At 46.5% G+C, this 15,376-nt stretch carries 14 protein-coding genes; 13 read left to right on the top strand and 1 reads right to left on the bottom strand.

All coding sequences use genetic code 11. The annotated features are described in order from the left end of the window. Positions 1–19 precede the first annotated feature (19 nt). Positions 20–781 (bottom strand): ParA family protein, encoded by a 762-nt coding sequence (locus ACTQ34_RS08705; protein WP_441363450.1) that lies wholly within the window; start codon positions 779–781, stop codon positions 20–22. Between the two features lie 158 nt (positions 782–939). Between ACTQ34_RS08705 and fliD the strand changes: the two genes are divergently transcribed. The 13 genes from fliD (at position 940) to ACTQ34_RS08640 (ending at position 15,236) form a co-directional block, all read left to right on the top strand. After that, positions 940–3,489, top strand: coding sequence for a flagellar filament capping protein FliD (fliD, locus tag ACTQ34_RS08700; RefSeq protein ID WP_441363449.1), 2,550 nt, complete (start codon positions 940–942; stop codon positions 3,487–3,489). Positions 3,490–3,527: 38 nt separating this feature from the next. Then, positions 3,528–3,899 carry a flagellar export chaperone FliS gene (gene fliS / locus ACTQ34_RS08695; protein WP_373163184.1) on the top strand — a complete coding sequence of 124 codons (372 nt, stop codon included), beginning with the start codon at positions 3,528–3,530 and terminating at the stop codon, positions 3,897–3,899. Continuing rightward, positions 3,896–4,270 (top strand): hypothetical protein, encoded by a 375-nt coding sequence (locus tag ACTQ34_RS08690; protein ID WP_441363448.1) that lies wholly within the window; start codon positions 3,896–3,898, stop codon positions 4,268–4,270. Before fliS ends, ACTQ34_RS08690 begins: the two co-directional genes overlap by 4 nt. Before the next feature lie 43 nt (positions 4,271–4,313). After that, on the top strand, positions 4,314–5,144 hold the full coding sequence (locus ACTQ34_RS08685; RefSeq protein ID WP_441363447.1) for a C39 family peptidase: 831 nt from the start codon (positions 4,314–4,316) through the stop codon (positions 5,142–5,144). 32 nt (positions 5,145–5,176) lie between these two features. Continuing rightward, complete coding sequence (locus ACTQ34_RS08680) at positions 5,177–5,896, top strand: cell division ATP-binding protein FtsE (protein WP_441363446.1); 720 nt, start codon at positions 5,177–5,179, stop codon at positions 5,894–5,896. 34 nt (positions 5,897–5,930) lie between these two features. Then, a complete protein-coding gene (locus ACTQ34_RS08675) occupies positions 5,931–7,805 on the top strand; it encodes a methyl-accepting chemotaxis protein (RefSeq protein WP_441363445.1) in 1,875 nt (624 codons plus the stop codon). A gap of 22 nt (positions 7,806–7,827) precedes the next feature. Then, entirely contained in the window at positions 7,828–8,208 is a 381-nt protein-coding gene (locus ACTQ34_RS08670; protein WP_441363444.1) for a bacteriohemerythrin, read from the top strand. A gap of 268 nt (positions 8,209–8,476) precedes the next feature. After that, positions 8,477–8,935, top strand: coding sequence for a chemotaxis protein CheX (locus ACTQ34_RS08665; protein WP_441363443.1), 459 nt, complete (start codon positions 8,477–8,479; stop codon positions 8,933–8,935). Between the two features lie 41 nt (positions 8,936–8,976). Then, positions 8,977–9,345, top strand: a complete 369-nt coding sequence (locus ACTQ34_RS08660) for a response regulator (protein WP_441363442.1) — start codon at positions 8,977–8,979, stop codon at positions 9,343–9,345. A 316-nt stretch (positions 9,346–9,661) separates the two neighbouring features. Continuing rightward, positions 9,662–11,206 carry a flagellin N-terminal helical domain-containing protein gene (locus ACTQ34_RS08655; protein WP_441363441.1) on the top strand — a complete coding sequence of 515 codons (1,545 nt, stop codon included), beginning with the start codon at positions 9,662–9,664 and terminating at the stop codon, positions 11,204–11,206. Positions 11,207–11,294: 88 nt separating this feature from the next. Continuing rightward, a complete protein-coding gene (locus ACTQ34_RS08650) occupies positions 11,295–13,232 on the top strand; it encodes a hypothetical protein (protein WP_441363440.1) in 1,938 nt (645 codons plus the stop codon). Continuing rightward, on the top strand, positions 13,195–14,385 hold the full coding sequence (locus ACTQ34_RS08645; RefSeq protein ID WP_441363439.1) for an adenylyl-sulfate kinase: 1,191 nt from the start codon (positions 13,195–13,197) through the stop codon (positions 14,383–14,385). Before ACTQ34_RS08650 ends, ACTQ34_RS08645 begins: the two co-directional genes overlap by 38 nt. 11 nt (positions 14,386–14,396) lie before the next feature. Beyond that, positions 14,397–15,236 (top strand): PHP domain-containing protein, encoded by an 840-nt coding sequence (locus ACTQ34_RS08640; protein WP_441363438.1) that lies wholly within the window; start codon positions 14,397–14,399, stop codon positions 15,234–15,236. The last annotated feature ends 140 nt before the right edge of the window (positions 15,237–15,376 follow it).

Raw genomic sequence — 15,376 nt, 5'->3', positions numbered from 1 at the left:
TTAACTTTCCTTCCGTGGTTTAGGATTTATCAGCGAGGATTTCGTCTACAAGAGCAACGAAATCCATAGCGGGCTTACAAGTGGGGGAATAGGTAACAATGCTCTCCCCGTGCGCGGGCGCTTCCGCCACCATAACGCTTTGACGGATTTTAGACTCAAAAACCTTGGTGTCAAGCTGCTGGGCGATTTGCTGGGAAAGTTCCAGCACGTCGCGATTTAGGTTCAGGCGAGCGTTGAATTTATTCAGCAGGATGCCGATGACCTTAAGGCTGGGGTTGTAATATTGTCGGACGGTTTCGATGGTTTCTTTGATTTGTGTTACGCCCAGCAGACTGAGAATTTCTGGTGCCATCGGAATGATGAGTTTATCAGCGGCAACGTAAGCGTTGACGGTCAGAAGGTTGAGAGCAGGAGGGGTGTCGATGATAATATAGTCATAGCGAGCGGAAACCAGCGACAACTCGGTTTTAAGCATGTATTCGCGTCCAGGTTTGTTGCATTCCAGCTCAACGCCGGACAGCAAAATGTTGGAGGCAAGGAGGTCTCCGTAGGTTGCGGTGCAAATCGCCTGATCGATGGGAAGCTGTTTCTTGAACACTTCATACATGGTGTGCACGTTTTCGATGTCCACGCCAAGGCTGAAACCAAGATTGCCCTGTGGGTCGAGGTCAACGCCAAGAACTTTATACCCGCGCTCGGAAAGCGACGCGATGAGCGCGGCTGCTGTGGTTGTTTTTCCGACGCCGCCCTTTTGGTTGGTAATGGCAATGATTTCCGCCATAGAAAACACTTCCTTATCTGAAAAAAATCTTAATATTCTCTTATGTTTAGTATACTACATGTCGAAATAAAAACATAGAATAAAATTTTTTTATCGCATATTTTCTTTTTCGCCAATTCTCAAAGGCGAATAACAGTTTTTTGGAAGGAGCGATTAATATGGCAGTCAGTAATGTGAGCAGTAGTAGCAGTTCTTCCAGCATTTACGGAAGTCGTTCTAGCAATATTATCAGTGGCCTTGCAAGCGGTTTGGATACCGAATCTATGATTGAAGGAATGGTTTCGGGCATCAAATCAAAAATCGATACGCAGAAGCAGAATCAGCAGATTCTCCTGTGGCAGCAGGAGGCCTATCGCAGCATCAGCGATCAGCTTGTACAGATTTCTAACAAGTATACTTCGTATACTTCGTCTACCAATCTGATGAGTTCTGCATTTTTCCAGCCGAGCATTATCACATCTCTGGGTAAAAATGCGGACATGATTTCCGCTTCCGGCAGTACAACCAGCGATATTCAGATCAGCAAAGTAGAAAATTTGGCGAAAACAGAGACTGTCAGCTTTAATGGACTTAATGGCGTTTCCAATAAGAGTGGCATTGAGGCTGATAATGCCGTAGACTTGAAGGGTGAGGTTGACGTCAGCAATCTGGCGGGCCAGCAGCTTTCGTTTGAGTACGGCAATAAAACATTTACCATTACATTTGACAGTGATCGTGAGTACAACTCGCTTAAGGATGTAGCAGATGAGATAAATAAACAGCTTGGTAATGCATCCATCTCTTTGTCGGACGGCACAAGCATCAAGATGAATTCCAAAATCAAGGCAGAGGTGTCCGGCAATAATTTGGAGTTCAGCTTTGTTGATGGCGCTAAGGAAACTAACACCTTAGAGCTGAAGAGCTATTCTTCTCAATCTGCATTAAATGCGCTGCATCTGAGTGCTGGTGATACAATGAGCGGCACTGGGAAGATAACATCAAGTGCAGAGATTACGAACGACGATCTCTTCTCCACAAAATCGACGGCTGATGTACTTGCTGGCGCAACCATGAATGTGACCTATAACGGTACAACGGCGACGATTAAGATGCCGGAAAAGGGAACAGACGAGTATAACGAGATTTTTGTTAATTCAACCAGTAAAGAAGATGCTGCTCAGAAAATGCAGGATTACCTGCAAACCCAGTTTGATCAGGCGTTCGGCTACAACCGCGTCCATGTAAGCGGTGTACAAAGCGACGGAACATTCAAGCCTACATTTGAGTTGGTGTCCGCCGGTGAAGGCGATACGCTTTCTATCAATTCCGGTACGTTGAACGTAATCGGCAAGGGTGGTATCTTCGGCATCGACCGTGGCGCGTCTAACCGTGTCAATACCAGTAAAACCCTTGGAGAGTTGTATGGGTTAGATGAAACCAGCATCGAATTTACCGACTTGAAAGCTGTACAGAACGAGGATGGCAGCGGGGACAAGTTGGATGAAAATGGTAACAAGCTGTATGCGCTTGAGATCAATGGTGTGAAAATCGGCGAGTATTCGGTTGATACGACGCTGGAAACCATCATGAACGATATTAATAAGAATGAGAAGGCGGGCGTAAAGGTCAGCTATTCTACCACTTCCAATCAGTTTGTGTTCACCTCCACGCATGGCGGTTCTGGCGGCCAGATTGAAATTGGTGATGATGGCGCGAACTTGGCCGCAAAGCTGTTTGGTGCAGTTGAATATGATGGTCAGGGAAATATCGCTAAGGTTCGCGGACAGGAAGTTGCTAACTATCAGGGAAAAGAGTTTAGTGTCATCCAAGGTCAGGATGCCCAGATGGAAGCGTATATTAACGGCGTAAAGACTACCCTGACCAGTGGCACGAACACTTTTGATATCGACGGCTTCAAGGTCACCGCAAACGGCACGTTTACGGCGGACAACGAGGGTGAGCGCGTCACGTTTGATAAGAAGGTTGATGCAGATAAGATTGTCGATGCGGTCAAGAGCTTTGTTGAGGATTATAACAAGGTTCTTGCGGAAATCAACGAACAGTATTCGACCCAGCCGGATCATAAAAACGAATATAAGCCTTTGACGGATGATCAGAAGGCGGATATGACCGAGAAGCAGATCGAGGAATACGAGACAAAGGCAAAGCAAGGTTTGCTGTTTGGCGATAACGATCTGGGTAATTTGTCCAACGCGCTGCGCTTCGTGTTCTCCAATTCGGATTTGGATGCGATTGGTGTAAGTGTATCCACCAGTTATTCGGATAAGGGTAAGATTACACTGGACGAGACTAAGCTCCGTTCTGCCCTGGCCAGCGATCCGGATGCGGTTGCAGAGGCGTTTACAGCACCGCTGGAGCAAAAGCAGGTTACCAACTCGGATGGCTCCACTTCGTGGGTTGATGACACTTCCTCGGGCGGCGCGATGTCTCGCCTGAAGGTGCAGCTCGATAAATACGCGGCGACAACCGGTGCAACCAAGGGTATTCTGATTGAAAAGGCTGGTTCGCAGTATTCTCCGATGGCATTGTTGCAGAACACGCTGCAGGATAAGATTGACAGCTATGATGATGTGATTGATACCCTGACCGATCAGCTGAATGATAAAATTGATTTTTACACCTCGAAATTCAGCAAATTGGAAACATTGATCGCACAAATGAACTCGCAGAGTTCTTATTTGTCGAGCTTGGGTGGCAGCAGCTATTGACAAAGGGTGTAAAATAGAAAGGACGGGGTAATCCGGCTATGGATATGCATGGCTACCAACAATACAAAGCACAGTCGATCAATACGATGACTCCCGGCGAGCTGCTGATGCTGCTGTATGATGAATTGATTAAGCGTTTGACCCGTGCGGAAATCGCGCTCAAGAACCAAAATTATGAGGTTTTTGATGAATCAATTATCCGCTGTCGGGAAATCCTAAGGTATCTGGATGACACGCTTGATATGCAGTATCCGATTAGTCATGATCTGCACCGCCTGTATGATTTCTTTTCTTATGAGTTAAGCCGCGTACAGGTGGGACGGAACGAGAAGGTTTTGGCCGAAGTAAAGCCCCGATTGACCGACCTGAGGGATACATTCCGACAGGCACAGAAGGCGGGCGGCGTATGAATGAGCAGTGGATGAAGCTGCTGGTACAACTCAGAAAGCGTTATACGGCCCTGACAGAGACGCTTGACTTAACCATGCAGATGGGAGAGGCGTTGGACAGAAATGACCGCACTTCTTTCAGTATGCTTTTGGCCATGCGTCAAGAGCCTGTGCTCCGTATGCAGGAACTCGACGGCAATATCCGGCGCATTGTGGAAATCGATGCGCCGGATATTGAAGCACGTTGGCGTGCTTTGGTTCGTGGAGATAATCCACAGAACGCGGATGAGCAGATGATAGTAAATCAAATGCAGCAGAACAAGCGCGTGATTGAACGTTTGGTGCCGATTGATAGCAGAATCAGTCAGGTACTCTCGGAAAGAAAGTCATAGCGTGAGAAAAAAAAGCTGGACAAAACGAATAGGATTATGCTTTATGGCGGCTGTCTTTATCGGCGGAGCTGAGTTGGCAGCCTGCTATTGGCTTGACCCGCCGATTTTCCATAAGATCGTAGATCCGGTCGTGGAGAAATCGGGTGATTTGTGGCGCTTTACAAGCGATCAGGTGCGGGTGGCGGCTGACGGTGTGAAACAACGTATTACAGAACGCAGTGCGCTGCGGCAGGAGCAGATCGAATCCCAGCGGGCAGGGGAACCGGCAATACCGGATGGCGGCGTAATGATAGAAGATCCTGCAATCACTGAGCTGGTGATTCGGGATGGTCAGGAGGTGCTGACGGGCGGGTCGGTTTCGATTGCGTATTTTGCGCAAAGCGATCCGGCATGGAAAGATCAGCCCTATGGCTCTGATCGTGTCGGTCCGTATGGTTGTGGTCCGACTGCCATGGCGATGGCGGTAAAAAGTCTGACCGGTACAAATACCGATCCAGAGCAGATGGCCAGCTGGTGCAGTCAAAATGGATATTGGGCTGCCGGAAGCGGATCATATCACAGTATTGTTCGTGGTGTAGCCAATGCCTTTGGGTTGGAGTGTTCTTCTCCAAGCTCCGTTACGCCGGAGGATCTGCGCACACAGCTTTCCGGTGGCCGTATCGCTGTCGCTTTGATGAGTGCCGGACACTTTACCAGTGGGGGACATTTTATCCTGTTACGTGGCGTGACATTGGATGGCAATATTTTGGTTGCCGATCCGAACAGCAGGGCGCGCAGTTTGCAGGAGTGGGATGCATCAATTATTATAAATGAATTGAGTTCCAGCAAAACAGCAGGTGCACCGCTCTGGTTTTTATCCAAAGAGACAGATTAGCAGCGCCTGAGCGCTCAAACAGGAGGTTTACTGTGCCCCAGATAGAAATGCAGCATGTAACCAAATATTTTACCAATGAGCAAAGACGATTTGCGGCGATAGATGATGTTTCTCTCACTATCGAACGTGGGGAATTTGTTTTCCTTATTGGCAGCAGTGGAGCAGGAAAAACAACATTGCTTCGACTGCTGGCCAATCAGATTGTGGCGGATGAGGGGAAAATTTGGCTGGATGATGTGGAACTGACACGACTGCGCGGCTGGAGAAGGCCGGTATATCGGAGAAATATTGGTCAGGTCTGGCAGGATGCAAGCCTGATCCGAAAAAAAACTGTGCGGCAAAATCTGGAGCTGGTTCAGCGGGCGCTTGGCGTCAAGTCAAAGGTAATTCCAGAGAATACTCGAAAGGCGTTGTCAATTGTTGGCATGCGACCTATGGAGGACCGATATCCGTTTGAGTTATCCGGCGGACAGGTCAAAATGGTGGAATTGGCACGTGCAATTATCTGCAATCCACCAATTCTGATTGTGGATGAGATCACTGCGAACCTCGATTATGATACAGGATGGGATATTATGAATATCCTCAATGAAATCAATCGTTGCGGGACTACAGTTATTATGGCGACGCACGCAAAGGATTTTGTCAATATCATGTGCCGCAGAGTAGTTACATTGGTTGCCGGAAAAATTGCCGGCGACGTTGAGAAGGGCAAATACGGCGAGTTAAGAGCAACGAACCGATTTGAATAAATAAATAATGAGTTGTTGGGAGGAATTTTTTGGTATGCGACTAAGAGACATGAAAATTAACCACAAGCTAATTTTGGGGTTTGCTATCCCCATTTTTCTATCGCTTATGCTTTTGATTATTTCTGTGGTGAATACGTTTTCACTGCGCAACCAGTATGAGAGCTTGATTAATAATGAGGTTGCGTTGCAGGAGCAAGTCTTGACCAGCCGAATTGAGATTAATACGGCCGCTCGATATGCTCGTGATATGGTTTTGGATACGGAAAAGACGAATTATAATGAGAATGAGTCGAATCTGAATGAGGCATTGACGGCGCTGGACAGTGCGCATGAGTATGTTTCGGAGCATTACACACTGGGAGACGGAAAAGACAAAACTTTTATCTCGGCCGTTACCGCTTGGAAGAATATTGTTCCTGAGATTACCAGCGCGCTGCAGCAAAATGATTTTGAACAGGCTGAAACCATTCTGGTAAATGAGTGTACGCCTGCTCTGAATGCACAGAAGGAGGCGGCAACCGATCTGTCAGATTCGATTGCAGCAAAAATCTCGCAGATAGTTACTGAGCAGCAGCAGTCAGTCACCCGTATGTTTATCATTATGGCCATCTTGCTGATTGTGTTTTTGATTCTGGTAGTAGTTTTTGCGGCTAACCTGATTCATTCGATTACCAGACCTCTGGATGAGACTCGTGCGGCATTGATTGAGATAAGCAAGGGCAATTTGAGCCATAGAGTTACATACGAGTCGAAGGATGAAATCGGCGAAATGGCAGAGGCGCTGCGCTCCAGCCAACATGTGCTCGAGTCGGCGTGCCACGAAATCACTCGAATCACTTCTTCCATGGTGAATGGTGATTTCAGTGTGACGAGTGAAGTGGAATTGCCGGGTGCATTCCAGGGCATTTCTAAATCCCTTTCACAGTTAACCGAGCAGATGCAGCGAATGATCTCCAATGTGAAATCTTCGATTGAGCAGGTATTTGTAGGTGCGGAACAGGTGTCGACTGGTGCACAGTCTTTGGCGCAGGGCGCTACCGAGCAGGCAAGTGCAGTTGAGCAGCTGTCTGCTACCATCAATGATATTGCAACTGCAGCGCGTAAGAATGCTGCGGCTGCACAGTCGGCAAAGGAGAATGCTGACGCGGCAGGTGCGCAGAACTCGGAGAGCCAGCAGCAGATGACTCTGATGATTCAGGCGATGAACGAAATTACCTCTACATCGCAGGAAATCAGCAAGATTATTAAGACGATTGAGGATATTGCATTCCAGACCAATATTCTGGCGCTCAATGCGGCTGTAGAAGCAGCACGCGCCGGTTCCGCGGGCAAGGGTTTTGCAGTTGTTGCGGATGAGGTTCGGAATTTGGCATCGAAATCTGCGGAAGCAGCTAAGAATACCACTGCTTTGATTGAAAATTCGATTAAGGCGGTCGAAAATGGATCCAGCATTGCACACGCAGCGGCAGAATCCATTACTTCCAGCACGGATCTGACCAGCAAGGCGGTTGAAAAGATTACCCAGATCGCTGACGCGGCAGAGCGTGAATCCGAGTCTATTGAGCAGATTACTCAAGGTATTGACCAGATCGCAACAGTGGTGCAGACGAATTCTGCAACCAGTGAGGAATCTGCGGCAGCAAGCGAAGAGTTGTCCTCTCAGGCCAATATGCTGCATCAGATATTTGCATCTTTCCGCGTCGGCACAAGCGACGAAGTTCCGGCAGCAGCACCGGCACCGTCGTATGATTATCAGGCGCCCGCCACTTCGGCATATGACAGCAATGTCCCCACTTCTGTAAACAGCGGCAGCTTTCATGCAGGAGGTACTTCCCCCGTATCGGGGGATAGGTTTCCAGTCAGGCATGGCACCTCGTTCGCAAGCTTCGACGATCCGGGTAAGTACTAAGAGATACGAAGTTACCCCTGATTTGGAAACGGGCAACGATTTGATTGATTCCGAGCATCGTATGCTGTTTGATGCAATCAATGATTTGATGGATGCATGCAGCTCCGGCCAAGGTCGCAATAAGATTGGCGAAACTGCAGACTTCTTAGCGGATTATGTTGATAAGCATTTTTCGGATGAGGAAGATTTGCAGCGTAAGAACCATTATCCCCACTATCAGGCGCATCATAATTTCCATGTAAATTATAAGCAGAAGATTCGGGAGTTGGCCAATAGCATTCGTGCGGATGGTCCGAGTGTAAAGAGCTTGGGCGAAATTAATACGCAGGCAAGCGTCTTGATCAATCATATTCGGCATGAAGATAAACGCTTGGCAGCTTTTTTGAAGAACGGAACTGAGTGATGAGCCGTTTTTTGCCAAATTTAGCATGGTAAGAGAAATGTTAATATGAATGTGTAGGAGGTTGACGGTGTACAGCCTGAGATTGTGGGTTGAACAGCGCTGGTGCAGCGCTGGTTCGCGCTCAGGCTGTATACTGTGGCTCTCCAACGTATTCCGACCTTGTCTGATTCACGTCTCCATATCGCGTCAATAGCGCATGAGTGGGAGGCGTGATTTGCGTATGATACTGTTGGAGACAGGTATCTTAGTTTAAATGGGAGGTAGTACGTTGAGTGCGCTCACGCAAGAAGAGATTCAGAATGTCTTGGATCAGGTAATGCAGGATATGACTAAGCGTATTGGTGGAATTTGCCTTCGGAAGCGGGATGCCATACTTTCCAACGATATGTGTACGGTATATACCACATTTGAAGGAAGCTACCACGGCACTTTGATATTATGTGCAGACACCACATTTTTGGTTCGTCTGGCGCGCTATGTCATGCAGGAAGATACAGTGGATCCAAATGATTTTGAGGATCTTGTAAAAGAATATTTCAACATAATCTGCGGGCAGATTGTTGCCGGATTGTATCGTATTTCGCATTGTCCTTCTCGTTTTCGCATTCCAGTGTTCTATATGGGACGTTATATCCCTATAGGGGATGGAGAGGCGCAGAACGTCATCAATTATGCGAGCGATCATAATGAGGGAGCACAACTAATTCATCAACTGATTTCTGCATAGATGTATACTTGCAGATGAATCTTAAAAAGGAGCTGTACAATATGTCCAAGAGAGTCATGGTAGTAGACGATTCTCGTATCGTTCAGTTGCAATTAAAAAAGATTTTAGCGGATACAGAGTATCAGATTGTTGCATTCTGTCAAAGCGGTGAAGAGGCTCTGGAGAAATATAGTGAAGTTCAGCCGGATTTGGTGACAATGGATATTTTGATGCCGGGCATCGATGGATTGGAAACCGCGCGTCAGCTGCTGAAATCGTATCCAAATGCCCGAATTTTGATGGTTTCTTCGCTTGCATATGATGATACAATCAACGAAGCAAACGATGTGGGCGTAAAAGGCTTTGTCTACAAGCCGTTTGAACGCAGCCAGATTCTGGAATCAATGTCGAATGTGTTTCGTGATGCGTAAATAAGAGACAGAATTGGTCTAATATGTTGATTTGTGCGCTCTGCATCAAAGCAGAGCGCACAAAACTAACAAAAAAAATATTAATAAAATGCACATAATGCCAAAATTTAAAAAAAATAAAATATTGGCTTATTTTTTTTTGCGTGTAACCGATGATATGAGTGTAAGTTAAAACCCCGGCATTGTGCAGGGGAAATGCATTTCCAGCTTTCAAACGGGGTGTAACTGTCTCGTCTGAAATAGAACAACTATTCACCAAATGGACCGTAAGCAAAAGGATTTGCTTCGGACGGATTCTGTAAAGGAGTAGTGAATCATGAGAATCCAACATAACATTATGGCAATGAATGCCTACCGCAATTACTCTAACAACACCTCGGCTCTGTCTAAGAACCTCGAGAAGCTGTCTTCCGGTTACAAGATCAACCGCGCTGGCGACGACGCAGCTGGTCTGGCAATTTCCGAGAAGATGCGTGCGCAGATCACCGGTCTGGAAACCGCTCAGAAGAACGCGAAGGACGGTATCTCTCTCGTTCAGACCGCTGAAGGCGCGCTGACCGAAGTACATGACATGCTCAACCGTATGGTCGAGCTGGCTAACCAGTCCGCTAACGGCACCTACGACAACGAAACTGACCGTGCGAACCTCCAGAAGGAAGTTGAGCAGCTGAAGAGCGAAATCAACCGTATTGCTGATTCCGCTAACTTCAACGGCATCAAGCTGCTGGACGGCTCGCTGAGCGAGGGCGGCAATAAGAGCATTGAGATCTCCGGAATTGCTACTACCTTTGCGCCAGGCTCTGCAAGCATTGCGTCAACTTCGGCATCGTTTGCTAAAGGATCCACGATTACTACTGGTTTTACAGATGGCAAAACGATTGAGATTAACCTTTCGGTTGATAATGGCAAGAGCTATAGCATCAAGCTGACGCGTGAAGGAAATACGCTCGTTGATGCAAACGGTAAGAGTTATAAGGTTTCTAGTACGGCACAGGCTACCGAGGTCAATGCTGCAATTGCCGGCGCAATTAAGGATGCAACCGGTGGCGCATTTACTGCAACTGGCGGTGTTGGCTCTAAGTTGACTATTACCAGCACGGAAACCGGTGCAAATGCTCCGACTGTAACCGGTATTACGGGTTCCGTCAATGGCACCGCAGCTACTGTTGGCACGAAGGTAACGGCGCCGGTAGCGGATAAGATCAAGATTGCATCTACTGCTATCACGGCAGCCGGCAATACTGCTACGGCTGCGCAAGTAACGGTCTTCACTATTAATGGACAGAAGTTTGCGCTGGCTGCTAACGATGCTGCACTGGATCATGTACAGAAGCTGGCAGGCGATGATGTCAAGGTTGTTATCGGCGCTAAGATTGGTGATGCTGCGCAGCAGTTGGCAGACGCTACTGGCCTGACGGTTGGGAAGGATGGTGATGGTGTTGCTATCAGCACTGCCAGCGGCAAGGCGTTGACCCTGCAGATCGGCGATACCTCTGATTCCTACAACAAGCTGCAGGTATACGTTCAGGATATGCACACTGGTTCGCTTGGCATCGCGGGCATCGACATTGGCACGCAGGACGGCGCTGCTGCGGCTGTTGACCTCATCAAGAACGCAATCAATGTTGTTTCTGACGTACGTGGTACGCTTGGTGCTACCCAGAACCGTCTGGATCACACTATCAACAACCTGTCCGTCATGACTGAGAACATTCAGGATGCAGAGTCCACCATCCGCGACACCGACGTTGCAGACGAGATGATGGCTTACACCAAGAACAACATTCTGGTTCAGTCTGCGCAGGCTATGCTGGCACAGGCCAATCAGGTTCCGCAGGGCGTTCTCCAGCTCCTGCAGTAAGCCAAACCAACAGTTTAGTTCAACCATACAGAGCGGGGCGGGCATTTGCCCGTCCCGTTTTTCTGTAATGGATAAAGGAGAGTCCGGAATGAGCAGTAATACAATTGATCTTGCTCGTCGTTTAGCAGAGTTAGGACAGAAAGAGGATGCGCAGCAGGCTTATCTTATGGTTCTGCAGGAGGTTTCTGAGAAACAGCCGGAATTGGAGATGGAAGCTGCCAGCTTTATCTTTTTTTCAGAGGGCGATTATCAAATAGCCTACACAACATTTGTTTCTTTATATAATCGTGGTTTCTATCAGGCTGAACTGATGGATTTGATGACACAGGCGTTTTATCTGCCGAATGTAGCAGAGCAGATGAAGCGATATAAACAGAATTGTGAGCGGTTAGGACGTTATCCCTATCTGTTTCGCAAGGATTTCTTGGCGTTTGATGATCTGCCAATTATGTTTTTTCCCTTCAATGATGAAGGATATATCCCGTATTATAAAGCGGAAAACAGGTTTGGCAATTATGTGAATTTTAACGATCCGGTGATCGACCGCTATTTCTTTAAAGATTTGGAAAATCCCATCCTTGCAAAGGATGTTTATTCACAATATCAGTTAGAATACTTGACCGACAACGTGCGTAAAAGTGAGTGGGTCGGTAGGGAAAATCATATATATTTGCATTATACAGATTGGCCGGTATTTTGCGCCCATTTGCAATGCCTTTCGATCTACAGTCTGCTGCGAGACAGCAAGCAGGTGTTTTTGTTTGGGGATGAAATATCACAGTATCCGATTGATTTTAAAGAGCGTTTTGGAATTGATTACAGCAAGTATCCGGTCAAGCCGGTTGGAATTCGTGAGGTCAACCGACTGATTTGGCATACACAGCTTGCAGCACATAACGGCGGCGATTTTTTCAATGAAATCTTTTACGGTCATCCGAATTTGCTATCGTTTGAATCGATTTTGTTTTCTTCCATCCTGTCACAGATAAAAGATTATCGTGAGCAGTTGAAGAAAAAGCGCTGTAAAACACGGATCGACATTCAGCTTTCTCAGCTCCGCCATCCAACAGATAAAGATTTTCTGGTTGCTTTATTTTTAGAAGCTGCACCGGTTTCTGATCAGACATGTCGGATTGCTCCTGCGCTTTTTTTTCAACCCCATTTTCATAATGTGCTATGCGAAATGCGCATTGATGATAAAACGGGAAAGACGTTGCTTTATTCAGAACAGTTCGATGAAATTTCGAAATCCACTATATTTAAGCAATTCAAATACATAAAAACTTTTACACCGATGCGACGTATTACGACAAGTTATGCGGCTACCATTCGCTTTATGAAAAATTCTGACTTTCAGAGTGACGATGCAGTCACTCCAGACGTAATAGCTGAAAGATTACTGAATCGGAGTTTTATGATTGATCAATATAATCGTTTGTATCGTGATAGTGTGCTTGTGCGTTTTGAGGATGGCAAATTAAACCCCAAAGCTACTTTTTCTGCGTTAGCAGAGTTTTTGGATATTCCTTATACAGAAAGTATGACATATTGTTCTAGTAAGGATGGGGTAAATCCAGAGTCATTGAAAGGCAATGTTAGAGGTTTTGACGCGGCCACGGTTTATCGAACCTATGATGAATTTGCAAATGATGATGAACGCGCGTTTTTAGAGTATTTTATGCGCGATGCGTATGAGCATTATGGATATGATTTTCAGTATTATAAGGGTGAATCTGTTGATGAACAGTGGGTACGAGAAAAAATTAGTAATTTCGCTTGTATCAATGCAATAATAGAAAAATCGTGGAGAGATCACTTGATATTGGAGAAAAAAGCGGAAAAACAATCTGAAGATATTGTAGAACGAGCAAAGCAAGTGACAACCAGTTATAACGAAAATCGTTTGCGTATTGCGCAACTTTTGATGAGAGGTCTGCGCTTCGTCAACAAGCAGGGCCAGCCGCTGCACATGATGACGCCGCTGCGTCTTGATCCGGCCCTTCTGGAACAACCGCTCTATCACTAAAAAGGAGAACGCCATGGATAACAAAGGAACTGTTTACTTTTTTACGGGGCTTTCCGGTGCGGGAAAGACCACGATCGGCGGTTTGTTTTATCAACGGCTGAAAAAGACAAAGCCCAATGTTGTTTATCTGGATGGGGATGAAATGCGTCCTGCCTTCGGTGAGGATATCGGATATACTCACGAGGAACGTCTGCGTTGGGCGGGACGGATTTTCCGTGTTTGTCAATTGCTTTCCAATCAGGGGATTGATGTGGTTTGCTGCAGCATTGCGATGTTTGAATCTGTGAGACAGTGGAATCGGGATAATATTCCCAGTTACAAGGAGATCTATATTAAGGTCAAAAAGGAGACGCTCCTTGCCCGTAATCAGAAAGGATTATATACAGCCGGACATAATGTGGTAGGCGTAGATTTGCCGTTTGACGAGCCGAAGAATCCGGATCTTCTCGTGCAGAATGATGGGGATGAAAGTCCACTGGAGGTTGTCAAGCGGATTGAGAAGATTCTGTATCCTTGTATTGTACAGAATCCGATTGACAATACGACATATTGGAATCAATATTATCAAAATCGTATTTGTTCGACAGAACCCTCGCCGTTTGCGCGTTATGTCTCCACTTTGGTTGATCCAGGTAAAACATTAGTTGATTTGGGTTGTGGCAATGGTCGTGATGCTTTGTTTTTTGCGGATATCGGTTTGAATGTCTTGGCGATTGACCTTTCTGACACAGCGATACAGCAGCAGGCAAATTTGGAAAAACGAAATATTAGATTCCTGTGCAGCGACTTTGTAAATTGCGGAGAACATCAACCTGAAACGTATGACTATGCATACAGTCGCTTTACCATTCATTCTATCAATGTAAACCAGGAGCGATTACTGATGCAAACCATTTATCGTTCGCTGAAAAAATCAGGGAAATTCTTTATTGAGGTCCGCAGCGTGCATGATCCGCTTTATGGAAGAGGAGAGGCGCTGGAGAGAAATGCATTTTATTACGATAATCATTATCGACGGTTTATCGTAATGGATGAATTGATTGACCACCTCAAGGAACAAGGATTTTTGATTGAGTATGCCGAAGAAAAAACAGGCTTCGCGCCATATGGAAATGACGATCCTCCGATTATTCGAGTGGTTGCAAAAAAGTAAGGATCTGAAAAATGAAACATATGATGATGGTTGATCTGCATACCCATACCTCGGCTTCTGATGGTCAGTACAGTCCTGTGCAGGTGGTATGTAAAGCGAAAAAAGCAGGGATTACCTGTTTGGCTATTACGGATCATGATACAATATCCGGCTTGCAGGAAGCGCAAGGTGCAGGGAAGGAATACGGGATAACAGTTGTACGCGGTATTGAATTGGGCGCAAAGGAAAATCGGCATTTGCATATCGTCGGGTTGGGCTTTTGCGATAATGCCATCGAGCTGCAAACGCTTTGCAACAAGCTGCGACAGAGCCGAGATGAACGTAAGTACCGTATTGTCGATTTTCTGCGGGAAAAAGGAATAGATGTCTCGCTGGATGAGGTTACAGAGCTCGCTGGCGGCGAGGTGATTGCACGGCCGCATTTTGCGCAAGTGATGTTGCGGCACGGATATGTTTCCTCTATACGCGAGGCGTTTGATCGCTATCTGGATACGGATGAGTATCAGAAAATTGAGAGATATAAGGCGCCGGCAGCAGAATGTATTGAGGTGATTCATCAGGGCGGCGGTAAGGCAATTTTGGCGCACCCTTATCAGCTCGGCATGACAGACGATGCTCTTGAACAGCAGATCGCACAGCTCAAGGACGTGGGTTTGGATGGAATAGAGTGTTATTATCCGCAGCATACACCGGAAATGACTCGTCGCTATCTTGAATTCGCGCAAAAATACGATTTGTATGTCTCGGGTGGCAGTGACTTTCATGGAGAAGCCGTGCATCCGGAGAATTTGTTAAAGCCAATTCAGTTGGATGTATCTTGGCTTTTAGATCCTGTTGCAGGAATGCCTTGACTGAAGAATAAAATACCGGCAGTGCTTTGTGAAGTGACCCCCAAAAGTTAGACAATATTTGAAAGCAAAAATTGTTTAAGCAGCCGAAAGGGCTTGTTGTCTGTGAATTGCAGGCGGCAAGCCCTTTAGCTTTGCCTTGA

This window comes from Agathobaculum sp. LCP25S3_E8 (genome assembly GCF_052117165.1).
Classification (GTDB): domain Bacteria; phylum Bacillota; class Clostridia; order Oscillospirales; family Butyricicoccaceae; genus Agathobaculum.
This window is presented reverse-complemented; position numbering and strand designations above follow the sequence as displayed.